Here is a 22,749-nt window from a genome sequence, read left to right on the forward strand (position 1 = left end):
AATCTTCTATTCGAAGGTGGTTGCGGTGTCGTCTGTACTGGTTGTCGGAGGAAGCGGTGGCCTCGGCCGGGAGATCGCCCGGTACTACGCGAGCCGGGGCGACTCGGTCGTCGTCACCAGCCGCTCTGCTGAGCGCGCGGAGGCCGCCGCTCGGGAGATCGGCGGCGACACCCGGGGCGTCGCGGTCGACCTGGCCGAGCCGGAGACGATCGACCGGGCACTCGCCGACGTCGGCGAACTGGACCATCTCGTGATCACCGCGATCGAGCAGTACGGCAACACGGTCAAGGAGTTCAGCATCACCGACGCCGTGAAGGCTTCGACGGTCAAGCTGGTCGGCTATACCGAGGTCGCGCGGGTCCTGCACGACCGCCTCCGCCCGGGAGCCTCGATCGTGCTGTTCGGCGGCCTCGGCAAGCTCCGGCCGTATCCGGGCTCGACCATGATCACCGCCACCAACGGCGCGGTCTCCGGCGTGATGCGCACCCTGGCGGTCGAGCTCGCCCCGATCCGGGTCAACGCGCTGCACCCCGGCATCGTCGGCGACAGCCCGGCCTGGGCCGACCGCGACCAGTCGTACGTCGCCGGCCGGACTCCCACCGGTCGCGCCACCACGATGGCCGAGGTCGTCGACGCCACCGACTTCCTGCTGCGCAACGGTGCCGCGAACGCCATCGACCTGCACCTGGACGGCGGGATCCGGGTCGCCTGACCCCTTATCTTGGGGGTCCACGGACGAGGAGGCTGCCATGCGACGCGGTTACGCCGCAGCCGTCGACGGCCCGATCACGATCGACGTGGGCCTGTTCGCCCAGGACGGCTGGGTGAAGGTGCAGGCCAAGCCCGACTGTGCCCGGGCGCTGGTCGGCATCTCGACGATCGACGACGAGGGCCGGTCGGCCACCGCCGTACGGGACGCTGTCGTGGAGGCCGGTCCCGACGGCGGCCTGGTCGTCACTCTGCACGGCGCCGGTGAGCGGTCCGACCGGCCGGGCTCGGGCTCGGGCTCGGTGGAGATCACCGTGATCGCGCCGCTCGGCAGCACACTCGTCGCGCGCACCGACAGCGCCCACATCGGCGCTGTCGGCGTCGCCGATGCCGACCTGCGGACGCAATCGGGCGACGTGTCGGTGCCGGAAGCCGGCCGGGTCTTCGCCGAGACGACCTCGGGCAAGGTGACGATCCAGCGCGCCGGCGACGTCACCGCCACCTCCCGGTCCGGAGCGATCTCGGTCGGCGCCACGGACCGCGTCACCGCCCGTACCGCGAGCGGCGGCATCCTGCTGGGGGCGGTCAGCCAGGCCACCGCCAGATCTGTCAGCGGCCGGCTCACCATCCGCGACTTCCGCGGCGGCTCGGTCCGCGCGGACACCACCAGCGGCGCCATCACCATCCACGCCACGGCGAGTGGCAGCATCCGCGCCGCCACCGTCTCCGGCGCGATCGCGATCACGGCCACCCCCGGCACGAAGCTCACCCTGCAGACCTCGACCGCCACCGGCCAGGTGACAGCCCCGGTTCACTGAGCGAGTACCGGCGTACGGCCGGAAAGGCGTCCGCTCACCGCGCTGGAACAAGTGAGACGCAACACGCGGGGGGTGATGAGGCCGACACCGACATGACTGACCGGTAACCAACCAATAACATCGCTGGTATGCAGATCCTCGCCATCGTCGTATCACTCGCGATCGCCACCGTCGGCATCGCGTTGTTCGGCAGGACGATCGGGCACATCGTGTCCGTCATCAAGCTGGGCCAGCCGGCCGCCGGCCGCACCGACCATCCGGGACAGCGCACCGCGACGCTGGCCAAGGAGACGTTGCTGCACACCCGGATGCTGCAGTGGAGCCATATCGGCGTCCTGCACTGGTTCGTCGCGTTCGGCTTCCTCGGGCTGGTGCTCAGCCTGGTGACGGCGTTCGGGCAGCTGTTCGACGCGCACTTCGCGCTGCCGATCATCGGCCACTGGTTCGTCTTCGAGTGGTTCAGCGAGTTCCTCACCTGGACCGGTCTGGTCTCGATCGTCGCGTTGATGGTGATCCGGTTGCGCCACCGGCCGAGCGGTTCGGAGGGCCGGTACAGCCGGTTCTTCGGCTCCCGCGGCTGGCAGGCGTACTACGTCGAGTACACGATCCTCGGCGTGTTGATCTGCATCCTGTTGCTGCGCGGACTGGAGTACGAGCTCGGCGCGGGCAGCAAGTTCCACTTCCCGTCCACGTGGTTCGTCGGCCAGGCGCTGTTCGGTGGCCTGAGCGAGAACGCGCTGGAGAACACGGTCTACCTGGTCGCGATGATCAAGATCCTGATCTCGTTCGCCTGGATGATCACCATCTCGCTGAACGCGACCATGGGCGTGGCCTGGCACCGGTTCACCGCCTGGCCGAACATCTGGTTCAAGCGCAAGGCCGACGGCGGCACCGCGCTCGGCGGACTGCAGCCGATCATGGTCAAGGGCGAGCCGCTCGACTTCGAGAACATCGAGGAGCTGGACGAGGACGCCGCGCTCGGCGTCGGCAAGGTCGAGGACTTCACCTGGAAGGGCCTGCTCGACTTCACCACCTGCACCGAGTGCGGCCGCTGCCAGTCGCAGTGCCCGGCCTGGAACACCGACAAGCCGCTGTCGCCCAAGCTGATCGTGATGAACCTGCGCGAGCACGCGTTCGCCAAGGCGCCGTACCTGCTGGCCTCCTCCGACGAGGAGCGCAAGTCGCTGCCCGAGCTGGTACTGGCCGAGCAGGAGCGGCCGCTGGTCGGCTCGCCGGACGTCGCCGTGATCGACCAGGAGGCGCTGTGGGACTGCACCTCGTGCGGCGCCTGCGTTCAGCAGTGCCCGGTCGACATCGAGCACGTGGACGCGATCATGGACATGCGCCGCTACCAGGTGATGATCGAGTCGTCGTTCCCGTCCGAGCTCAACGGGCTGTTCAAGGGCCTGGAGAACAAGGGCAACCCGTGGAACATGAACCCGTCCGGCCGGATGGACTGGGCCAAGGGCCTGCCGTTCGAGGTCAAGCAGGTCGGGACCGACGTCGAGACGCTGGCCGAGGTCGAGTACCTGTTCTGGGTCGGCTGCGCCGGTGCCTTCGAGGACCGCGCGAAGAAGACCACACAGGCGGTCGCCGAGTTGCTGAACCTGGCGGGCGTCTCGTTCGCCGTACTGGGTGACGGCGAGACCTGCTCGGGTGACCCGGCGCGGCGGGCCGGTAACGAGTTCGTGTTCCAGCAGCTGGCCATGCAGAACGCCGAGGTGTTCAAGGAGACCGGCGTGAAGAAGGTCGTCTCCACCTGCGCGCACTGCTTCAACACGCTGAAGAACGAGTACTCCCAGTTCGGCGTCGAACTGGACGTCATCCACCACACGCAACTGCTGAACCGGCTGGTCCGGGAGGGCAAGCTGACCCCGGTCGCCCCGGCGGACAGCTCGCTGAACGGCCAGAAGATCACCTACCACGACCCGTGCTACCTGGGCCGGCACAACCAGGTGTACGACGCTCCGCGCGAGCTGCTCGAGATCATCCCGGGCGCGGAGTACGCCGAGATGCCGCGCAACCGGACCAAGTCGTTCTGCTGCGGCGCGGGTGGCGCGCGGATGTGGATGGAGGAGAAGACCGGGAGCCGGATCAACGTGAACCGGACCACCGAGGCGGTCGACACCGGCGCCGACAAGATCGCCACCGGCTGCCCGTTCTGCCGGGTGATGCTGTCGGACGGGCTGACCTCCAAGCAGGCCGACGGATCGGCGCGCGAAGAGGTCGAGGTCGCCGACGTGGCCCAGCTGCTGCTCGCCTCGGTGAAGCGCGGCGACTGAGTTCACTGCAACTTCCTGCAATATCCCTTCCCAGTCAGCGGTTCGGCCCTTAAGCTCCGTTGGTTGTTCCAATGGGGAGGGAAATCGTGAAGTTTCGTACTCGGGCAGCGGTCACCGTGGTGGCGCTGCCGATGATCTTGGGTGTCGCGGCGTGTGGCGGGGGCGACAAGGCGACCGGTGACCAGGCCGGTGGCGGCACGACGCCGTCCGCGTCGGTGACCAGCAGCACACCGACAGCGACACCCAGCAGTACTCCGGTGGCGCCGCCGGCGGCCCAGGAGCCGCTCCGGCTGACCAACGCCAGCTTCCTGCCGGCGCTCAAGGCGGGCACCGGCCAGGCGAAGTCGTGGAAGGCCAAGACCGTGATGACGGCCGGTGGCCAGAAGATCACCATGACCTCGGCGCAGACCACCAGTCCGCTGGCGATGAAGCTGGAGATGGCCCTGCCGGCGGCCGATGGCGCGGTACAGATGATCCTGGTCGGGTCGAACCTGTACCTGTCGATCCCACAGCAGACGCCGGCCGGCAAGTTTGTCAAGCTGGATCTGAAGAACAGCAAGGACCCGGCGGTCAAGCAGTACGGCGAGCTGCTCCAGAACGCCGACCCGATGAAGTCGTACAAGGGCTGGGACAAGAGCCTGCAGAGCGTCAAGTTCGTGAAGACCGAGACGATCGGCGGCCGCGAGCTGGACCGGTACGACGTGACCGTCGACACCGCCAAGGCACTGAAGGCCATGGGCCAGCAGATCCCCGCCGGAACAGCCGGCGTACCGAAGACGCTGGTGTACTCGACCTGGATGGGCAGCGACAAGCTGATCTACCAGATGAAGTTCGAGATGCCCGGCGTCAGCATGCTGATGACGATGTCCGACTACAACCAGCCGGTCGCCATCGCGGCTCCGCCGGCGAGCAAGATCGTCGCGAAGCGCTGATCGTGAGATTCCGCTTCAGGGTGGTGGCACTGGCCACCACCCTGCCGCTGCTCGTCGGCCTCGCAGGCTGTGCCGACGATGCGGCGGTCAAGCCGGTCACCGGTACGGCGAAGCCGGCTGTGGCCGCACAGGCCAAGGCCGCCAAGCCGCCCGCCCGGTTGACGACCGCAACCTTCGTGCCGGTGACCCTCGCTGCCTACGCCAAGGTGAAGTCCTGGGCCGGGGTGATGCGGATCAGCCTCAACGGGCAGGTGGTCATCGCGACCGTCACCCAGACCTATCAGCCGGCCGCGATGCGGATCGACCTGAGTGGTCCGCAGTTCGGCGGCGTGGCCCACGCCATCCTGATCAACGAGGTCCTGTACCTGCACCTGCCGATCCCGGAGGCGCGCGGGAAGTACCTGAAGTACGACCCGAAGGCCACCAAGGACCCGACAGCCGTTGCCATGGCGCGGTTGTTCGACGGTGTCGATCCGGCCAAGTCGAACAAGGCGATGCGCAAAGCCGTGGTCAGGGTGAAGTTCGTCGCCAGCGACACGATCGGCTACCGCAAGGTCGACCGGTACGACGTCACGATGAACAACGCCGCCATGCTGCGGGCGCTCGGGATGAAGCGGCCGGCCGGGCTGCCGAAGACTTCGGTCCAGTCGATCTGGGTCGGTGCGGACCGCCTCACGTACAAGATGCTGTCCGGAGAAACCCAGGTCACCGTGACCGGCTACGACAGCGTCGCGCCGATCACGGCTCCCTCGGCCAGGATGATCACCAAGACGCGCAGTTAGCGCAGATACGAGGCGCCGTTGAAGTCGAGGACCGCGCCGCTCGACCAGCCGGCTTCGGGGGAAGCCAGCCAGTGCACCGCCGCGGCGACCTCGGGAGCCGTGGCCACCCGGCCGAACGGGCTCTGCGCGCGGACGGCGTCGCCGCCGGGGCCGTTGAGCCCTTGCGCGGCCATGTCCGTCGCGATGAACCCGGGCGCGATTGACGTCACGGTGATGTCATGGGGCGCCAACGCGACCGCCATCGACTGTCCGAACGCGTGTAGTCCCGCCTTGCTCGCCCCGTACGCCGGTACGTCCGGCTCTCCGCGATAAGCGCCTCGCGACCCGACGTTGACGATCACGCCTCTCCTGACGCCGTCGGCCGGCTCCACGTCGAGCATCTGCCGGGCCACACACCAGGTCAGGTGTGCCGCTCCCTCCAGGTTGACCGCGAGCGTCCGTCGCCAGGCCGCCACCCAGTCGTCGTACGAGGTGTCGGCCAACGGGTGCCCGATCCGCCGCGACCCCGCGACCGGGTCGTCGACGAACAGTGCCGCGTTGTTGACCAGGACGTTGATGCGTCCGAGGTTTCGCGCCGATTCCTCAACCAGTGCAGGGATTCCGGCTGGGTCGCCGAGGTCCCCGGAAACCACCGAATGCCCCTCGCCGGGAAGCTCGGCCAGTACCGCGGACGCCTTGTCCACCGCACCCCGGCAGTGCAGAACGACCCGGTCGCCGGCCGCGGCGAAGACCTTCGCCACCTCGGCTCCGACACCTCGTGACGCACCGGTGACAAGCACTCCTCTGGACATCCCGAACCCCTCTCGTCGACTTCGGCCCATTCTGCCCTGACGCCAGTTCGGCGGCGGCGTGACATCAGAAGGTGTTGACAGTGACGTCACTATGACGTCATGATTGCGTCATGGAACTTGATCACTACCTCGAGTCGGTCCGCCGTAGCGTGGAGAACGCCACCGCGCTGGCCGACGACCAAACTCGCTCGGTGGCCCAGCGCCTCGGAGCAACGCTGGACGATGCGGGCCGGCTGGCCCTCATCTCAGCCCTGTCCGACGCCGCCGGGGAGATCAGCCGTGAGCTGTCACCCGGATCGGTCGAGCTCCGGATGGCCGGTGGCCGCCCCGAGTTCGTGGTCACGCCGGCTCCGAGCCAGCTGACGGGTGCCGACGACGACGACCTGGACGACGACCACACCGGCGGACCGGTGACCGACGAGCTCGCGCCCGACGCCGACGAGCCGACCGCGCGGATCACGCTGCGGCTGCCGATGTCGGTGAAGAACAAGGTGGACGAGGCCGCCACCGCCGACGGCATCTCCTCGAACGCGTGGCTGATGCGCACCGTGATGACGGCGCTGACCGGCCGCGGCGGCTACGGCCGCCCGCCGCGCCCGCCGAAGCCGCCGCGGCCGGGCATCTTCGCTCCCGACGGACCGCTCGGACCGGACGGACCGCTCGGCCCGGAGGGGATCTTCGGCAAGGACGGCGTCTTCGGGCCCGAGGGTGTCTTCGGTCCGGACGGTCTGTTCGGCGAGGGGCGCCGGGGCGACCGCGGCGACCGGCGTACCGAGCGGGACGAGCGCCGTGGCGACCGCGGTGACCAGGGAAAACGCCGGGGTGGACGTGGCCCGGGCCAGCGCATGCAGGGGTGGGCACAGTGAGCTACAGCAGCCAGTTGATCGGCGAAGCCGGCGAGATCGACCGGGTCCGGATCGAGATCGGTTCGGGGCTGGTGGAGATCCGTCCGGCCGACGGCGAGAAGACGACCGTCGACCTGGAGGTCGACAGCGGCAACGAGGGCGACGTGGTCTTCGAGGTGGTCAACGGCGAACTGGTCGTCGACGGCCCGAAGAACGTCCGGCGCGGCCCGGAGATCCGGGTCCGGATCGCCACTCCGGCCACCCTCGACGCCCGGATCCAGACCGGGTCGGGTGACATCACCGCGCGGATGCCGCTCGGTGAGGCCCGGCTCTCCACCGGCTCCGGTGACATCCGTGCCGAGCGGGTCGACGGCGACCTGGCGGCCAACGCCGGCAGCGGCGACGTCCGGATCGGATCGGCCGCGGGCGCGGTCCGGATCAAGACCGGTTCCGGCGGCATCGACATCGGTGAGTCGGTCGGCCAGGTCGGCGTGACCACCGGGTCGGGTGACGTCCGGCTCGGCGACACGGCCGGACCGACCACGGTCAAGGTCGGCTCGGGCGACATCACCATCGAGCGGATCCGGGACCACTCGGTCGCGACCTCCGGCTCGGGCGACGTCCGGGTCGAGTCGGCCGAGGGGCCCAGCGTCCGGGCGGAGACCGCTCGCGGCGACGTCCAGATCGGCGTACCGGACGGGGTGCCGACCTATCTCGACCTGAAGACGGTGACCGGGCAGATCCAGTGCGACCTGGAGCCGGGCCGGCAGCCGGCCGAGGGAGAGCCCTCGCTGATGCTGCGGGCGCGGACCGTCTCCGGCGACATCATCGTCGTCCGGGTCTGAAGAACCACCACATCATTCGACGGGGATCATCCGAGGGGACAGTGTCATGATCAGCGAACACCAAGAGGTCGCCCGCTACCGGGTCGCCGAGCAGATCCGGCTCGCCGAACTACGGGCCCTGGGCAAGGAACAGCGGGAGCTGCTGCGGTCCGAGGGCGAGGCCGCCGGGCCGCGCCACGAGCTCGCCACGGTACTGCGGCGGCTGGCCGACCGGCTCGAGCCGCAGCCGCGCCACCGGCGTACCGGCCTGTCAGTGGTGCGGTGAGATCGGTGACTGTTCAGGCACTTTGCAGCTTGTTGCAACGCATCGGTCTGGTCACGACTCCGGGCCGCTGACGCTGCTAGCGTGCTGGCGTCACTGTGGTCGAAACTTGGGGAGTAAGAAACGATGTTGCGTCCGTTGGCCCGCCCTTTGGTCACTGTTGCCGTCGCGGCCGTGCTGTTGACCGGCTGCAGCGGTGGAGACGACAAGAAGGCCGACTCGCCTTCCGGGGACGGCGGGGACACCACGGCCGCGACTCCGGCCCCCGCCACCCCTGAGCTGCCGAGCTTCGATCCGCCCAAGGCCTTCAGCCCCTTCACCGCGGTGGCCCAGGACCGGCCCGAAGGAGACTTCGAGATCGATCCCGGCAAGGCGGGCATGGTCGGCAAGACCACGCTGTACGCGAACAAGACCGGGCTCAACGGCGTCTGGCTCGACGGCAGCCAGAGCTGGCAGGTGCCGGCCAAGGAGATCGCGTCGACCAAGGTCGGCGACTTCGCCCAGCCGGTGGCCGTGCAGCTGGACGGCAAGGAAGTGATCGCGACGGCGTACATCCATCGGGTGGAGGCCGGCGGCACGCAGAAGGCTCACGGGCAGGTCGCGTTCCAGTGGATCGACCCGGCCGACGGCAAGGTGCTGTCCAGCGTCGCGGTCGACCTCTCCCCGGCGATCGGCGCGGGCAAGGTCGGCGGCAACCTGATCAGCCACGCGTACGACCCGGCCACCGGCCAGGTGGCGATCAGCCTCAGGGCCGGTTCGGCCGGCGCGAAGTCCGGCACCGTCACCGCCTACGCGGACCCGAAGACCAAGAAGGGCAGCGCGATCCCGGACGTTCAGGTCGCGGGCGTGCTCAACGGCACCGTGGTCGGCGCGAAGGGCGAGGGCAAGGAAGGCGCCAAGAACCTGGCGCTCGTGGTCGCCGACGGCGCCGCCGCGACGATCAAGAAGACCGTTCCGGTCCCGGCGATGAACTACCTGACCCCGCTCGGCACCGGCGGCAAGCACGCTTTCGTCTCCGGCCGCGGCTACATCCAGGACACCAAGTACGACCACCACTACCAGGGCTCGGTGTACGCCGTCGACATCGCCTCCGGGGCAGTGGTCGAGACGAAGCTCCCGAACTCCTCCGACGGCATCGGCCTCGCCTGCCACTCCGACCACCTCACCAGCACGGTCTGCAACTACAGCCTCGACAACCCGAGCGGCGGCCAGAAGATCCAGGAGATCGTGGCCTTCGACGACGCGACCGGGAAGAAGAGCTGGGGCTACTCGTCGGCGTCCGGCAGCCGGGTGGTTCCCGAGGTGAGCACCGTCTACAACGGCTACGTGTACGGCCAGGCGCAGACGCTGCCCGCCGTACTGGATGCCAGGACCGGCGAGGACGTTCCGGTCCCGACGCCGACGCCGGGCACCAACCAGAGCCCGGGTGATGGCGAGACGCCGACCGGTGGCGAGACGCCGACCGATGGCACGACGCCGACCGATGGCGTGACGCCGAGCGGTGACGGCAGCACGAGCCCCGGCGTCGAGAACCGTGCTCCCTGGGGCAAGCCGTCACTGATCTACGGCGAGCCGAAGTCGCCGGCCGCGGTCTCGAAGTACGGCAGCACCTATCTGCTCGCCGCCGGCAGCACCGCGCCGCTGGGCAGCGAGAACATCCTGGTCGTGCAGAAGGCGATCGGCTGAGCCACCCGGTACCGAAGAGGAAGGCCCCCGCAGCGCTGCTGCGGGGGCCTTCGTCGTACTCGGCTCGGAGTACCGCGGCTCAGATGTTGCCGCGGAGGAAGTTCTGGTGGGAGCGCGACGGGGTCGGTCCCCGCTGGCCCTGGTAGCGCGAGCCGTACTTGGCCGAACCGTACGGGTGCCGGGCCGGGGACGACAGCCGGAAGAAGCAGAGCTGGCCGATCTTCATCCCGGGCCAGAGCTTGATCGGCAGCGTCGCCACGTTCGACAGCTCCAGCGTCACGTGCCCGGAGAAGCCGGGATCGATGAAGCCGGCGGTGGCGTGGGTGAGCAGGCCGAGGCGACCGAGCGAGGACTTGCCCTCGACCCGCGCTGCAACGTCGTCGGGCAGCGTCACCAGTTCGTAGGTGGAGCCGAGCACGAACTCGCCCGGATGCAGAATGAAGGGCTCGTCGTTCTCCGGCTGGACCTCACGGGTCAGGTCGGGCTGTTCCTCGGCCGGATCGATGTGCGGGTAGCGATGGTTCTCGAACACCCGGAAGAATCGGTCCAGCCGTACGTCGACACTCGACGGCTGCACCATCGCAGCATCGAACGGGTCCAGCTGGACCCGCTTCGCGTCGAGCTCGGCCAGGATGTCACGGTCGGAGAGCAGCACGAACGCAACCTACCGCAGCGTGCTGCAACTCCGCCTCTCGTGGCTGCGAACTCGCAGCCACGATCGTCGACCGATCGGTGCCGGTCCTGCCGGGACCTCTTCCGCGTGCCTGTTCCGGAGCCCTCAGCTCCCCGGACCGTGCGTGCGGCTACGGGCCCTCGGCAACGGCTCAGTGAGCGAGCTTGTTGAACTTCGAGACCTGGCCCGCGAAGGTCTTCACCTGCGCCGGCGACCAGTCCTTCAGCAACTCCTCGACCACCTTGTGGCGCTTCTTCCGGGCCGCGGCGAGCTTGCGCTTGCCACTCGCCGTCAGCGTCAGCAGGGTCGCCCGTGCGTCCGACTTGTCCGCGGCCCGCTTCAGCAGACCCTCTTCCTCGAGTCGCGCGCAGGCCCGGCTGACCGGACCCTTGTCCACCTCGAGCGCCGCGACCAGGTCGGCCATCCGCACCGGCGCCAGTTCCTCGACGTGGTTCAGCAGCGCGTACTGCGCCGGCTCCAGATCCGGATGCGCCTCGTCGGACAGCGTCCGCTGCAGGCTCCGTAGCCTGCGAGCGAGCGTGACGAGCTCCTTCTCCAGGTTCTCCAGAGCATCGTTAGTGTCAGTTGCCACCGTTCACCCCTTCTTTTTCAGTTGCCCCGCAACCATCTTGTCCGGCCCCAGTCGGGACCGCATCCTCACGTTGCGTCGAATGTTGCCCCCGGCAACGCGTTCTAATCTGCCAGAAGATGACCGGCCTGCCCAGTCCTGGGCGTGCCCTTTGTGGAAAACTGCCCGATAACCCCCCGTGCAAACCGCCCCACCGACCAGGTATGATCCTCTGAGTCCGCCGGGGAACCGGCAGATCCGCGGGTGTAGTTCAATGGCAGAACATCAGCTTCCCAAGCTGACAGTGCGAGTTCGATTCTCGTCACCCGCTCCACAGCAAAACCCCAGGTCAGAGGCAGGTTCCTGACCTGGGGTTTCGTCGTCTCAGGGGTCGGGTAGAGCCTCCGTGCCCGCTACGTGCCTGACGCCTCTGGAAGGTCTTCCGAATTCGCCCCGTCCGGACTCTCTTGCAGTTCCTTCCTCACACGTTCTGACATTCCCCGCGCCAGCTTGCGACGACGTTCGTCGTTGGTGTGTTGGTAGATCAGCGCAGCGCGACTACTTGCATGCCCCATGCGCTCCATCAGTTCTTGTAGCGTCGCGCCTGACTCCGCAGCCCAGGTGTTGCCGGTGTGCCGCAGGTCGTGGAAGTGCACGCGGCCGACCAGGTCGGCCGCCGCGAGTCCGCGTCGCCAGTTGCGCTGGAAGGTCGATCGCCGCAACTGCGCGCCCTTCGAGCCGCTGAATACGAAGGCATCTGATTTCGATTCCACATAGACCGCGAAGTGCGTCCGGATATCGTCCAACACGAAGTCATCCAGGAAGATCGTGCGCCGACCCGCTGCCGACTTCGGCGGCCCGGTCCGCAGCTCGCCGGTCGGCAACTCAACTACCGTCCGCCGAACTCGGATGACGCCGTTCTCCAGGTCCACGTCCTGCCTCTGCAGGTCAGTGACTTGTCTGTCCTCACTGGTGGAACGACGGCGGTTCCCGTTAGCGACGATCGCACCATCCTGCCTTTCGTTGCTGAGGTCCGCGATGCGGTACGGGGTCCGTTGTTCCAGCGCTCTGCTGAGGAACCGCCGACTGTCGATGTGCTGCGCGGCCGGGTTGCCGAGGCGTGGCGTCTTTGGCACGCATCCCGCTTTCAGCGCACCGAGGTAGGTGCGCTGCTCCCATCACTTATTCGGGACGCGCAAGCGCTCCCTCGCGTGCTGGAGGGCGCTGAACGACGCAAGGCATATGCGGTGCTGGCGGAGGTCTGGCATCTGGCACAGCAGGCACTCGCGTACGGCTGTGAAGCCGAGCTGTATTGGGTCATCGTGGACCGAGGTCGGACAGCCGCGCAGGATGCAGACGATCATCTGACTTTGGCCGGCGCAGCGTGGACGTTCGGGAACGGGCTCCGGGAGACTGGCTATGCCGACGAGGCCGTTCACATTGTTGAGGAAGCAGCCGGGGCGCTAGAGCCGCAACTGGAGCACGGTTCCGCTGATGTTCGCGGAATGTACGGCGCGCTGCATCTGCACGCAGCGGTCACCCGCGCACGGATGGGCATGGAAGGCGACGCCTGGCGTCATTGCGACCTGGCCGACCGCGCGGCCGATCGGCTCCCGGCTGGTTACGCCCACCCGTGGACTGTCTTCGGCCGGGGCAATGCCGACTTCCACGCTGTCTCCATCGGCGTCGATCTCCGCACTCCTGGCGTGGCGCTCGATCGAGCCGAGCGGATCGACCTATCCACCGTGCCGAGCGTTGAGCGACGGTCACGGGTCCTCGTGGAAATGGCCCGCGCCCAACACCTGCGCAAAGACCAGGCGGGAACCCTGCACTGGATGACGCGGGCTTAGGCAGCGTCGCCGGAGACGGTTCGGTACACGCCGTCAGGCCGCTCCCTGGTGTCAGATTTGGCGCGAACGGCAAAGGGGCCACTGAAAGCGGATGCCGTCGCCCTAGCGGAGAAGGTCGGCGTTCTAACCGCCTAGGGACGGAAGACCCATAGAGATAGTTTGTCGCTATCGCGTCATTGACGCGCACCTAGCGTTACCGCATGAACGCGATCAACGGGGCATACGCCGGGCGGCAGATTGCTGAGGAAACGAACGGCATTGAGAAGGATGCCCGTGGCTGGCCTGTCCTGCATTCGGCGGACGCCTGCGACGGCATCCATCCGACCACCGGCCGCGCCTGCCTTCGCGGCTACCACAAGGGTCACCACCGGGATTCTGCCGGTACGGAGTGGTTGGAGGACTGATGAGCCCGCTCGGTCTGATCGAGCGACTCCCGTAGCATCAACGGGCCTTCGGAGAGGGTTGGGATGCGGGTATCAACGATGCGGCGATGTCGGTTTAACGCCTGCTAAATGAAACCGATGGCCCGACTATCCCAAGAGCCGTAGTCGAACGGCTTGCCCTCCAGCTCCGTGCGGAGCTGGAGGAGATCTAGACCGATGGGACGCATGCGCCTGGCGCTTCGCTGGCTTCCTGAAACCTACTTAATCGTGTTGACTGCGACGGCGATGACCGTGGTCAGCAGCAGTAGAGCTATGTAGCCTAATCCCCGGACGCCGGATGATCGCTCCCCGTCAGCAAGAATCTGCATTGACGGAAACATCCACCAGTAGGTGAGTTCGATCAGCATCAGCCCAAGGGCAACAATCAGAGAGATTATGGTGACCAATATTGATCGAATGAACCAATCGAAGTTGGCTAGCGTTGTTAGTAGGTAGATGAGGGTCGCGAGCAACATCCATAGGACGAAAGTTACTCCCACCATTCCAAAAGGGCTGTGAATTATTCCCCAGCGCTGCGAGCCCTTGTCGACCTCCTCTGATATCTCGGCAGACGCTTGCTTTGCCCAACCTGGATCCGCTGATTCAACTACGAGGCGAACGCCTGGTTCCTCTGTGTCGCGCTCCATTGTGAGCAGCAACTTTTCCTTTTCGACATATTCGTGACCGCCAAAAGAGCAATAAAATATGATCTTCCGGTAGGTTCGGCGATCGAATTCGGCAAAAATTGACTCAAGGTCGCCCGTCGCTTCGTCGGATGTTCGATCGGTCAGGGAGGCGCGAAATTGACAAGCGGCCTCTATGTCTCGAATGGCCGCGTCAGTGACTGCCTTATGGGTTGTGTAAGGAAAATATGAATGCTCCTGCGCCTGCTCGGTCTCGCGGTCCGGTGGCGCTGGATGGTCCTCTAGATACTTTGTAACAAGGGATTCTTTCCTGCGCTCAACCAGATCCGCGACCACTGCGCCTATTCGCTCTAATTGATCCGCCGAGCCCGCCCAGGCGTGCCAGATCCTCGGCCTCTTCGTGACCCTTTGCACCGAACTAGCCATTTTCCCCCCTTGATAACCTGCGGGTCGTCCAAGGCTGCCTCCACCGAAGCGGCAGCTCGACCGTCTGAGGGTCGCGCCCGCAGCGTGCCCGACCAGATGGATGCCGTTGGTGATTCCCGGTCACCAGCGGTAGATCTAGCCTCAGAGGAAGCGTATCGCCTTCGCGGCGATGCCCGCTGAGCATGACAAGTCTGTTCTCAAGCTGACAGTGCGAGTTCGATTCTCGTCACCCGCTCCAGCAGACCCCAGGCCGATGGCCTGGGGTTTTTGCGTTCGGCGGGTTTCGGACCAGCGGGCGGCGGGTAGCGGCGGGTGCGCTGCTGACAGGTCAGCGGCGGTATTCGCTTTTCGAATATCGGTCTGTTTGTCCTTGCAAAGCAGGGGTGACAACCATTCCACAGGGCCGGGGCCGGGGTGGCGGGAAAGCCGAAGGGCCGGCCGAGCGGATGCTCGGCCGGCCCTCGCGGGTACTGCGGGGGTGTTACTTGGTGCCGTAGACCTGGATCTCGGTCATGTCGGTGAACTGGCAGCCACCGAAGGCGCCGTCCGGGCAGTTCGTGGCGAAGTCCGGGACCTGCGGGCTCAGCATCACGAACCGGACGAACTTCACGCCGGCGGTGTTGGCGGTCGGGGTGACCTCGTTGTACTTGCCCCGGTTGGCGGCGGTGAACTCGCCTTCCGCAGCGGTCGCCCAGGTGGTGCCGTCGACCGACGTCTCGATCCGGTACTTACCGGTCGAGGCGCTGCCCGGGTCGCCACAGGTGTTGGACGGGTCGACCGAGAACTTGGAGATGTTCACGGTGGCCGGCAGCGAGATGTCGATGTTCTTCGGGATCATCACACCGGACGGCGTACCGGCGTTGTCGCCGGTGGTGCTGCCCCAGCCGGTGCCCTGGCTGGAGTCGATCGCGTAGCCCGGGCCGCACTGCGGCGAGAAGTCCGGACCGTTGAAGGCGACGATCGAACCGCCGCCCGAGGCTGCCGCCCAGTTGCGGCGGGGTGCGAAGTTCGCGGTGGTGCCGCCGGCCTTGACCGCCAGCGGGTTGCCGAGGACCTCGTAGCCGACGCCGGAGACGACGAACTTGCCGTACGTACCCGGCAGCACGCCGTTGATCGTGTACTTGCCGTCGGCGCCGGTCACGGCGGAGTAGTCACCCGCGTAGCCGGAGGCGTGGCCGCCGATGAAGACGAGCGCGCCGGCCACCGGAGCGCCGGTGTCCTTGTCGGTCACGGCGCCGGTGATGCTGGTGGTGGCGCCGGTCGGCGGGATGTGGAAGTCCTCCACCGGGTTGGCGTCGCCACCGTCGAGAACGCCGGCGAACCAGCCCATGCCCCGGTTGGCGAAGACCTGCCAGATGATCTTGGCGTTCTTGCCGCCACTGGCGATCAGGTCGGCCTGGACGATCGCGTTCCGCATGTCCAGCATCGTCGGGTCCGCGGTGGACAGCTCCATCGCGCGGGTGATGATGCTCAGCGCGTAGGTGCGGCCGAAGCGCTCCCGCAGGTCCCACAGCGTCTGGGTCCAGACCTCACCGGAGGCGTGCACGCCCGGCGTACCGCCGATGGTCGGGAAGTCGCCGTAGGTGTAGCCACCCTTCGAGGCGTCGAGGCCGACGCAGTTCGGGCTGATCGCCTTCACGCGGCAGTCGCTGGCCTGGGTGCGGATGCTGCCACCGCCGGTGACGTACTTGCCTTCCAGCACCTCGCCCGGGGCCTTGGTGTCCTTCTCCAGACCGTGCGCGACCAGGTAGTCGAGGGAGTAGAAGTCGCTCCAGGCCTCACCCATCGCGCCGGCCTGGATGCTGTTCAGCGTCGAGTTGCCGGTCGCGTCGACCACCAGCCGGTTGGACAGGCCGTGACCGTACTCGTGGTACAGGATGTCGGCGGCGTTGGAGGAGCTGGTCGCGACGGTGGTGTCGTCGCCGGCCGAGCCGAACAGGTACATCTGCATGACCGGCGGGATGCCGTCCGGCGGGGTGTTCATGTTCGCGTTGTTGACGTGGTTGCCGTCCGGGCCGCCGTCCGCGCCGGTGGCCGCGCCGTCCAGCGCGTTCAGCTGGACCGGGTCGCCGCCCGCGGTCTCGAAGTTGCCGGCCGCCGGGGTGAAGCTGATCGGCGGCTTGGCCAGGTAGTCGTGGAAGTTGCTGGCCAGGTAGAAGCCGTTGGTGACGTCCTGGTTCAGGTTCGTCCGCCAGGAGTCCGGCGTGGCCGGGTCCCAGGAGCAGAGCGAGGACGGCGTGCAGAGCGGGTTCGCCTGGAACGGGGTCAGCTTGTACTCCGACCCCGTGGCCGTGCCCGGCACCTTGACGGTCTCGCCGGCGTTCGGCTCGTTGTCGTCGTTGATGTCGGCGAAGGCCTGCACCGAGGTGCCCTCGAGCAGCGTCTTCGCGCCCTTCTTCAGCCACTTGTTGTAGATCAGGTTCTCGGTGCGCTGGGTGCCACCCTTGGGGGCGCCCGGGTAGTTGTCGGTCACCAGCGCGTCGCCGTGGCCGTCGCTGCGCAGGTCGCGGCGGTAGAGCAGACCGCCGGTCTGGGCGTCGATGACGTGGCTGTAGATCTTCGAGCCGCCGCTGGCCTGGACGTAGGTCAGCCAGCCCTTGCGCAGTCCGTCGGCGGTGTTGAACCAGACCGGCCGGACGACGTCACCGTTGCTGTACTTGGTGGTGGTTCCCGACTTGCTCGCGGTGGCCGAGGCAGCCTTGCCGTCGACGTCCTCGGCGGCCGCGGAGCGGGCCGCGTCGGCGCTGAGGGCGGGGGCCGCCGAACGGGCCTCGGCCTTGCCGGCCAGGCCGGCGATCGGGGAGCCGAGGAGCGAGATCAGCTCGCCCTTCTTGGTCACGTTGGCCTTCAGGCCGTTGCTGAACACCTCGATGCCGTCGACCTCCTGGACCCAGGAGATGTGGTGCGTGCCGAGGTCGTCGACGTAGTCCTTGCGCAGCTTGAGGGTGCCGAGGTCGGAGGCCGACAGCTTGAAGACCTCCGGGTGCGCCTTGACGTAGCCCAGCGCGATCTCGGTCGCCTTCTTCGAGCTCGGCGCGGTGAGGAAGCCGTTGAGCTTGGTCACCTGCTCCGGGGTGCCGGTGTTCGGGTCGACCGACACGACGCCCTGGCTGCCGAGCGAGTTCCGGAACTTCTCCGACGCCGCGGTCTCCTTGCCGACCGCCTTGGCGGCGCGGGCGTAGTTCGTGCGGGCACCCGGGGTCCGGGCGTCGTAGTTGCCCTTGCGCTCCTTCGCCTCGATCGACTTGGTCCGCTCGGCCGAGGCCTTGGGGTCCGGGGTGGCCGTGGTGGCCGCGGTCGCGCCGCCGCCCGCCGATACAGCCAGGACCGTGGTGACCCCGACAGCGGTAACCGCCAGGAGCCCCCGTCCCTTGCCAGAAACATTCACAACTTGCTCCAGAGAAAGTTTTGCGGTTCGCCCCACACGACCCGTCGGGCCGACCCTAAGCCTGGCGGTCGGCCCGGGGAAGGGTATTCACCGGAATTACACCGATGCAGGGGTTGTCCTTCGGGCCCGGAGCAGGACCGCGAGCGCGGCGACGACTGTCGCTGTCAGCAACGACACGGCTGCGAAGAGTGTCGATTGTCCTGGCTGTACGAGGGATTCGCCCCGCTGAGCCTGCCAGAGAGTCAGCCAGATCAAGCCCCCGTACGCCGCGGCCGCGATCCACACCAGCGCGGTCCGCGGCCCCTCGGGACGCAGTACGGGGAACCGGCGGGACAGCAGAACGAGGCCTAGGGCAACCAATGGGAGCAGCTGCAGCGCGTGGATGCCGAGGAAGTGCCCGACCCGCAGGTCGCCGCCCTCGGTACTCCAGCCGGTGATGGGCATCCCAGCTCCGTCGTCCTCGGCGCCGACCGAGTGTGCGCCGAAGAAGTCCTCCCGGCCGGTCTCCGCCAGCGCCTGCTCCTGGGCCGGAGTACTGCGGAACATCAGCGATCCGGCCAGCATGCCGACCAGGCTGGTGCCCAGCGCGAGCCGGATACTCCAGCGCAGCGCCCGGTCACCCGGCTTGTCGAAGAGCAGTTGCACGGCGATCACGAAGGCGGCGATCCAGATCACGTAGACCGCCAGCGCCATCAGGTTGTGCATAAGTGTGTCGGTGGGCGTCGACTGGTTGAAGTGCAACTGCCGGCCGCGCACCACGACCTGCCCGGTGATGATCACCATCTCGGCCGCTACCCCCGCGGCCAGCACGGTCCCCATCCACCAGCCGAGCCGGCGGGCCCTGGTCTGCAAGGACAGCAACCAGGCCAGCGTCAGGCTGTACGCCGCGAAGCTCATCGCGAACTTGAGCGGTTTCATCCAGATCGGATGACCCAGCAGCTGCCGATCGTCGAGCAGAGCGCCGGCGACGCCGACCCCGATCATCACGGTCAGCCCGAGCGTGACGGCCAGCAGTGGCCGATGCAGCCGCCGCGGACGATCCGGCAACGCCGGTACTACGGTTCGGATTTCCCCCACAGAAGTCATACGTCGATCTTCGGCAGCCCCCACCCCCGGAGCAACAGCGGCGAACCCCGGTCCGATGCTGGTGTCTCCCCCACCCGGACAGGGAGAAACCCTGACCTGACGGACAAGTAGGAGTGCCGGCCGTCCGGCAACGCCACCGGGCGGCCGGCACTCGTTCAGGGGGTCAGAGGAGTCCCAGGGCAGCGGACTCCTCGTCGGTGAAGAGGCGGGAGCGGATCAGGAAGCGGACGCCTTCGGGGGCCTCCACCGAGAAGCCGCTGCCACGGCCTTTGACCACGTCGACGGTCAGATGGGTGTGCTTCCAGTACTCGTACTGGTTCTTCGCCATCCAGAACGAGATCGGCCGGTCCAGCCCGTCGACGGCGAGATCACCCAGGTGGATGTCCGCGTTGCCGGTCCTGAACTCGCCGTCGGGGTAGCACATCGGCGAACTGCCGTCGCAGCACCCGCCCGACTGGTGGAACATCAGCGGGCCGTGCAGTTCGGTGAGCCGGCGGAGCAGCTCCGCCGTCTCCTCGGTGTACGAAACCCTGTCCACCATGACGATCAGAAGAACCCGAGCTTGTTCGGGCTGTAGCTGACCAGCAGGTTCTTGGTCTGCTGGTAGTGGTCGAGCATCATCTTGTGGTTCTCGCGCCCGATCCCGGAGTTCTTGTAGCCGCCGAAGGCCGCGTGCGCGGGGTACGCGTGGTAGCAGTTGGTCCAGACCCGGCCGGCCTGGATCTCCCGGCCCGCCCGGTACGCCGTGTTCATGTCCCGCGACCAGACCCCGGCGCCCAGCCCGTACAGGGTGTCGTTGGCGATCTTCATCGCGTCGGCGTAGTCGTCGAACTTCGCCACCGAGACGACCGGGCCGAAGATCTCCTCCTGGAAGATCCGCATCTTGTTCTCGCCCTCGAAGATGGTCGGCTGGATGTAGTACCCGCCGCTCAGGTCGGCCTTCTCGCCACCGGTGATCACCTTGGCGCCCTCGGCCTTGCCGATGTCGATGTAGGACAGGATCTTCTCGTACTGGTCGTTGCTGGCCTGGGCGCCCATCATCGTGTCGGTGTCCAGCGGGTTGCCCTGCTTGACCGCCTCGGTGCGCGCCTTGGCGTCGGCCAGGAACGAGTCGTAGATGCCGGCCTGGATCAGCGCCCGGGACGGGCAGGTGCAGACCTCGCCCTGGTTCAGCGCGAACATCGTGAAGCCCTCGAGCGCCTTGTCGTAGAAGTCGTCCCGGGCCGAGGCGACGTCGTCGAAGAAGATGTTCGGGCTCTTGCCGCCGAGTTCCAGCGTCACCGGGATGATGTTCTCCGACGCGTACTGCATGATCAGCCGGCCGGTCGTGGTCTCACCAGTGAACGCGACCTTGGCAACTCTGTTGCTGGAGGCAAGCGGTTTGCCGGCTTCGACGCCGAACCCGTTGACGATGTTCAGCACGCCCGGCGGGATCAGGTCGGCGATCAGTTCCATCAGCACGTGGATCGAGGCCGGGGTCTGCTCGGCCGGCTTCAGGACGACGGCGTTGCCGGCCGCGAGCGCCGGTGCCAGCTTCCAGGTCGCCATCAGGATCGGGAAGTTCCACGGGATGATCTGCGCGACCACGCCGAGCGGCTCGTGAAAGTGGTAGGCGACGGTGTCGTCGTCGACCTGGGAGATCGAGCCCTCCTGGGCCCGCAGCGCGCCGGCGAAGTACCGGAAGTGGTCGATCGCCAGCGGCAGGTCCGCGGCCAGCGTCTCGCGGACCGCCTTGCCGTTGTCCCAGGTCTCGGCCACGGCGAGCAGTTCGAGGTTGTCCTCGATCCGGTCGGCGATCTTGTTCAGGATGTTCGCGCGCTCCGCCACCGAGGTCCGGCCCCAGCCCGGCGCCGCCCCGTGGGCGGCGTCGAGGGCGGCCTCGACGTCGTCGGCGGTGCCCCGCGCGATCTCGGTGAAGTTCGCACCGGTCACCGGGGACGGGTTCTCGAAATAGTTGCCCTTGGCCGGCGGCACCCACTCGCCGCCGATGAAGTGGTCGTACCGGGACTTGAACTCGATCGGACTGCCGTCGCTACCCGGCGCTGCATAGATCGTCATTGGTCCTCCAGCGGGAAAAGTGCGTTGGCTGCGAAGGTAGGGCGGACCACGTTGCATCGACGTTGCACCGTGGTGGACCGGCTTGGGGCTCGCCCCTTGAATGCGTGCCGGTTCCAGGCGAGGCTGAAGCGTGGACGAACCGGAGCAGGCGCGCCGGCTCAGTGAGCTGTACGACGAGGTGCTCGGCGGAGGCCGGGTGCCGGGTGCGCCGCGCCCGCTGCGGCCCAGGCCGCTGGTGGCCGAATCCTGGCAACGTTCGCTGGCGGCGTCGGTCGACCCCGAGGCGGACGGGCCGCCGCTGGTTCTCCCGACCGACCTGCTGGAGTCGTTGCGCGAGGACCACCCACTGCGCGCGGTACTGCCGATCCTCCGCGCGACCTTGACCAGCATCGCGGACGAGGCGTCCCACATCATGATCGTCACCGACGCCCAGGGGCTGATCCTCTGGCGCGAGGGCGCGGCCGACGTCCGCCGGCAGGCCGACCGGATCGCGCTGACCGAGGGTGCGGTCTGGTCCGAGGACGTCATCGGCACCAACGGGATGGGGACCGCGCTCGCCGCCGACCAGCCCGTCCAGATCCATTCGGCCGAACACCTGGTCCGCCGGATCCACGCCTGGACCTGTGCCGCGGCGCCGGTGCACGACCCCGACACCGGCAAGGTGATCGGTGCCGTCGACGTCAGCGGGCCGCTGCGCACGGTCCATCCCGCCATGATGGCGCTGGTGACCGCGGCCGCCCAGCTCGCCGAAGGACAGCTCCGGGTCCGGATGGCCAGCGCCGACGAGAGCCTTCGCGCCCGCAACATGCGCCACCTGGCCGCGCTGGGCGATTCCCCGGGCGCGCTGCTCACGCCGACCGGCCGGGTGCTCGCCGTCCAGCCACTGGCCTGGCTGCCCAACCGGCTCGACGTCCCCGCCGGCGCCTCCCGGATCGAGCTCGGCGATGGCCGCGAGGCGGTGGTCGAGCAACTGGACGAGGGGTACCTGCTCCGCATCCCAGGACCGGTACGCCGTCGCCGCCCGCTCCTGCGCCTCAAGCTGCTCGGCTCCGGCTCACCTTCCGCGACCGTCGGCGGCCGGGAGATCGCGTTGACGCTCCGTCGCGCCGAGGTGCTCGCGCTGCTGCTCCTGCATCCTTCGGGGCTGACGGCCGAGCAGTTGATGCTGCAGCTCTACGGCGACGAGGGGAACCCGACGACGGTCCGCGCCGAGATGCACCGGCTGCGAAACCTGCTCGGCCCGGATGTGCTCGACACCAAGCCGTACCGGATCGTCGCCGAGGTGTCGGGTGACGTCACCGACGTACAGCAGGCGCTGCGGAGCGCGGAGTCGGCAACGGCGGTCGAGCTGTACTCCGGTCCGTTGCTGGGGCGGTCGGAAGCGCCCGCGCTGCGGGTCGAACGGGACGAGCTCGACGCGACGTTGCGGCGCGCAGTACTGGATTCGGGTGATGCCGACCTGCTCTGGCGGTTCGCGCAGACTCCGACGGGAGCCGAGGACCTCGAGGTCTTCGAGGTGCTTGATCAGCGACTGCCCGCCGCCGATCACCGGCGTCCCGCGGTGGCCGCCCGGTTGGGGCGCCTGGCCGGCTAGCCCTGCCTGCCGTCTCAGCTTGGGCCAGGGCGGTTCCACATTTTGGACGAGGGGATTTAAGTCCAGTGGATTAGTCTAGTTTCGCGGGT

At 67.7% G+C, this 22,749-nt stretch carries 21 protein-coding genes and 1 tRNA gene; 13 read left to right on the forward strand and 9 right to left on the reverse strand.

Features of this window, described 5'->3' with window-relative positions; all coding sequences use genetic code 11:
- Nucleotides 1–25: 25 nt before the first annotated feature.
- The 5 genes from OX958_RS02930 (at nt 26) to OX958_RS02950 (ending at nt 5,522) form a co-directional block, all read left to right on the forward strand.
- Entirely contained in the window at nt 26–712 is a 687-nt protein-coding gene (locus OX958_RS02930) for an SDR family oxidoreductase (protein ID WP_270135542.1), read from the forward strand.
- Between the two features lie 37 nt (nt 713–749).
- The gene (locus OX958_RS02935; RefSeq protein ID WP_270135543.1) at nt 750–1,526 is read left to right on the forward strand and encodes a DUF4097 family beta strand repeat-containing protein; all 777 of its coding nucleotides are present in this window, start codon (nt 750–752) and stop codon (nt 1,524–1,526) included.
- Nucleotides 1,527–1,654: 128 nt separating this feature from the next.
- The gene (locus OX958_RS02940) at nt 1,655–3,808 is read left to right on the forward strand and encodes a (Fe-S)-binding protein (RefSeq protein WP_270135545.1); all 2,154 of its coding nucleotides are present in this window, start codon (nt 1,655–1,657) and stop codon (nt 3,806–3,808) included.
- 86 nt (nt 3,809–3,894) lie between these two features.
- Nucleotides 3,895–4,740 (forward strand): hypothetical protein, encoded by an 846-nt coding sequence (locus OX958_RS02945; RefSeq protein ID WP_270135546.1) that lies wholly within the window; start codon nt 3,895–3,897, stop codon nt 4,738–4,740.
- 2 nt (nt 4,741–4,742) lie between these two features.
- Nucleotides 4,743–5,522, forward strand: a complete 780-nt coding sequence (locus tag OX958_RS02950) for a hypothetical protein (protein WP_270135547.1) — start codon at nt 4,743–4,745, stop codon at nt 5,520–5,522.
- Here the strand turns inward: OX958_RS02950 and OX958_RS02955 are convergent.
- Complete coding sequence (locus tag OX958_RS02955; RefSeq protein WP_270135548.1) at nt 5,519–6,313, reverse strand: SDR family NAD(P)-dependent oxidoreductase; 795 nt, start codon at nt 6,311–6,313, stop codon at nt 5,519–5,521. The genes OX958_RS02950 and OX958_RS02955 overlap by 4 nt on opposite strands.
- A 110-nt stretch (nt 6,314–6,423) precedes the next feature.
- Between OX958_RS02955 and OX958_RS02960 the strand changes: the two genes are divergently transcribed.
- The 4 genes from OX958_RS02960 (at nt 6,424) to OX958_RS02975 (ending at nt 9,951) form a co-directional block, all read left to right on the forward strand.
- Entirely contained in the window at nt 6,424–7,179 is a 756-nt protein-coding gene (locus OX958_RS02960; RefSeq protein ID WP_270135549.1) for a hypothetical protein, read from the forward strand.
- Complete coding sequence (locus OX958_RS02965; protein ID WP_270135550.1) at nt 7,176–8,003, forward strand: DUF4097 family beta strand repeat-containing protein; 828 nt, start codon at nt 7,176–7,178, stop codon at nt 8,001–8,003. The genes OX958_RS02960 and OX958_RS02965 overlap by 4 nt, the downstream gene beginning before the upstream one ends.
- Nucleotides 8,004–8,049: 46 nt before the next feature.
- Nucleotides 8,050–8,268 (forward strand): hypothetical protein, encoded by a 219-nt coding sequence (locus OX958_RS02970; RefSeq protein WP_270135551.1) that lies wholly within the window; start codon nt 8,050–8,052, stop codon nt 8,266–8,268.
- A 123-nt stretch (nt 8,269–8,391) separates the two neighbouring features.
- Entirely contained in the window at nt 8,392–9,951 is a 1,560-nt protein-coding gene (locus OX958_RS02975) for a hypothetical protein (protein WP_270135553.1), read from the forward strand.
- A 79-nt stretch (nt 9,952–10,030) separates the two neighbouring features.
- Here OX958_RS02975 and dcd read toward each other — a convergent pair whose 3' ends face one another.
- Nucleotides 10,031–10,606, reverse strand: coding sequence for a dCTP deaminase (gene dcd / locus OX958_RS02980; RefSeq protein ID WP_270135555.1), 576 nt, complete (start codon nt 10,604–10,606; stop codon nt 10,031–10,033).
- Between the two features lie 169 nt (nt 10,607–10,775).
- Nucleotides 10,776–11,216 (reverse strand): MarR family winged helix-turn-helix transcriptional regulator, encoded by a 441-nt coding sequence (locus OX958_RS02985; protein WP_270135556.1) that lies wholly within the window; start codon nt 11,214–11,216, stop codon nt 10,776–10,778.
- A 236-nt stretch (nt 11,217–11,452) separates the two neighbouring features.
- Between OX958_RS02985 and OX958_RS02990 the strand changes: the two genes are divergently transcribed.
- Nucleotides 11,453–11,526, forward strand: a tRNA-Gly gene (locus tag OX958_RS02990).
- Nucleotides 11,527–11,605: 79 nt separating this feature from the next.
- On the opposite strand, the gene OX958_RS02995 is transcribed toward OX958_RS02990, so the two are convergent.
- Nucleotides 11,606–12,124 (reverse strand): tyrosine-type recombinase/integrase, encoded by a 519-nt coding sequence (locus tag OX958_RS02995; RefSeq protein ID WP_270135557.1) that lies wholly within the window; start codon nt 12,122–12,124, stop codon nt 11,606–11,608.
- Between the two features lie 24 nt (nt 12,125–12,148).
- Between OX958_RS02995 and OX958_RS03000 the strand changes: the two genes are divergently transcribed.
- Both OX958_RS03000 and OX958_RS03005 read left to right on the forward strand, forming a co-directional pair.
- Nucleotides 12,149–13,042, forward strand: coding sequence for a hypothetical protein (locus tag OX958_RS03000; RefSeq protein ID WP_270135559.1), 894 nt, complete (start codon nt 12,149–12,151; stop codon nt 13,040–13,042).
- A 200-nt stretch (nt 13,043–13,242) separates the two neighbouring features.
- On the forward strand, nt 13,243–13,446 hold the full coding sequence (locus OX958_RS03005) for a hypothetical protein (protein ID WP_270135560.1): 204 nt from the start codon (nt 13,243–13,245) through the stop codon (nt 13,444–13,446).
- 236 nt (nt 13,447–13,682) lie between these two features.
- Here the strand turns inward: OX958_RS03005 and OX958_RS03010 are convergent, their stop codons facing one another.
- The 5 genes from OX958_RS03010 to adh form a co-directional block, all read right to left on the reverse strand.
- Entirely contained in the window at nt 13,683–14,534 is an 852-nt protein-coding gene (locus OX958_RS03010; RefSeq protein ID WP_270135561.1) for a hypothetical protein, read from the reverse strand.
- Nucleotides 14,535–15,015: 481 nt separating this feature from the next.
- Entirely contained in the window at nt 15,016–17,922 is a 2,907-nt protein-coding gene (locus OX958_RS03015; protein ID WP_270135562.1) for a M36 family metallopeptidase, read from the reverse strand.
- A 96-nt stretch (nt 17,923–18,018) separates the two neighbouring features.
- Complete coding sequence (locus tag OX958_RS03020; protein WP_270135564.1) at nt 18,019–19,008, reverse strand: hypothetical protein; 990 nt, start codon at nt 19,006–19,008, stop codon at nt 18,019–18,021.
- A 163-nt stretch (nt 19,009–19,171) separates the two neighbouring features.
- Nucleotides 19,172–19,549 carry a DUF779 domain-containing protein gene (locus OX958_RS03025; RefSeq protein ID WP_270135566.1) on the reverse strand — a complete coding sequence of 126 codons (378 nt, stop codon included), beginning with the start codon at nt 19,547–19,549 and terminating at the stop codon, nt 19,172–19,174.
- A 5-nt stretch (nt 19,550–19,554) separates the two neighbouring features.
- Entirely contained in the window at nt 19,555–21,066 is a 1,512-nt protein-coding gene (gene adh, locus OX958_RS03030; protein ID WP_270135568.1) for an aldehyde dehydrogenase, read from the reverse strand.
- A gap of 130 nt (nt 21,067–21,196) precedes the next feature.
- On the opposite strand from adh, the gene OX958_RS03035 reads away from it, so the two are divergent.
- Nucleotides 21,197–22,660: a GAF domain-containing protein gene (locus OX958_RS03035; RefSeq protein WP_270135569.1), complete on the forward strand. Its 1,464-nt coding sequence runs from the start codon at nt 21,197–21,199 to the stop codon at nt 22,658–22,660.
- Nucleotides 22,661–22,749: the final 89 nt, after the last annotated feature.

Source organism: Kribbella sp. CA-293567, assembly GCF_027627575.1.
In the GTDB taxonomy this organism is placed as follows: Bacteria; Actinomycetota; Actinomycetes; order Propionibacteriales; family Kribbellaceae; genus Kribbella.

Excerpts from the sequence above, each read along its gene's own strand:
- OX958_RS02935 (WP_270135543.1), top strand. The coding sequence starts at position 750 with ATGCGACGCGGTTACGCCGCAGCCGTCGACGGCCCGATCACGATCGAC.
- OX958_RS02940 (WP_270135545.1), top strand. The coding sequence starts at position 1,655 with ATGCAGATCCTCGCCATCGTCGTATCACTCGCGATCGCCACCGTCGGC.
- OX958_RS02955 (WP_270135548.1), bottom strand. The coding sequence starts at position 6,313 with ATGTCCAGAGGAGTGCTTGTCACCGGTGCGTCACGAGGTGTCGGAGCC.
- OX958_RS02960 (WP_270135549.1), top strand. The coding sequence starts at position 6,424 with ATGGAACTTGATCACTACCTCGAGTCGGTCCGCCGTAGCGTGGAGAAC.
- OX958_RS02970 (WP_270135551.1), top strand. The coding sequence starts at position 8,050 with ATGATCAGCGAACACCAAGAGGTCGCCCGCTACCGGGTCGCCGAGCAG.
- OX958_RS02975 (WP_270135553.1), top strand. The coding sequence starts at position 8,392 with ATGTTGCGTCCGTTGGCCCGCCCTTTGGTCACTGTTGCCGTCGCGGCC.
- OX958_RS03005 (WP_270135560.1), top strand. The coding sequence starts at position 13,243 with ATGAACGCGATCAACGGGGCATACGCCGGGCGGCAGATTGCTGAGGAA.
- OX958_RS03010 (WP_270135561.1), bottom strand. The coding sequence starts at position 14,534 with ATGGCTAGTTCGGTGCAAAGGGTCACGAAGAGGCCGAGGATCTGGCAC.
- OX958_RS03020 (WP_270135564.1), bottom strand. The coding sequence starts at position 19,008 with ATGACTTCTGTGGGGGAAATCCGAACCGTAGTACCGGCGTTGCCGGAT.
- OX958_RS03025 (WP_270135566.1), bottom strand. The coding sequence starts at position 19,549 with ATGGTGGACAGGGTTTCGTACACCGAGGAGACGGCGGAGCTGCTCCGC.
- adh (WP_270135568.1), bottom strand. The coding sequence starts at position 21,066 with ATGACGATCTATGCAGCGCCGGGTAGCGACGGCAGTCCGATCGAGTTC.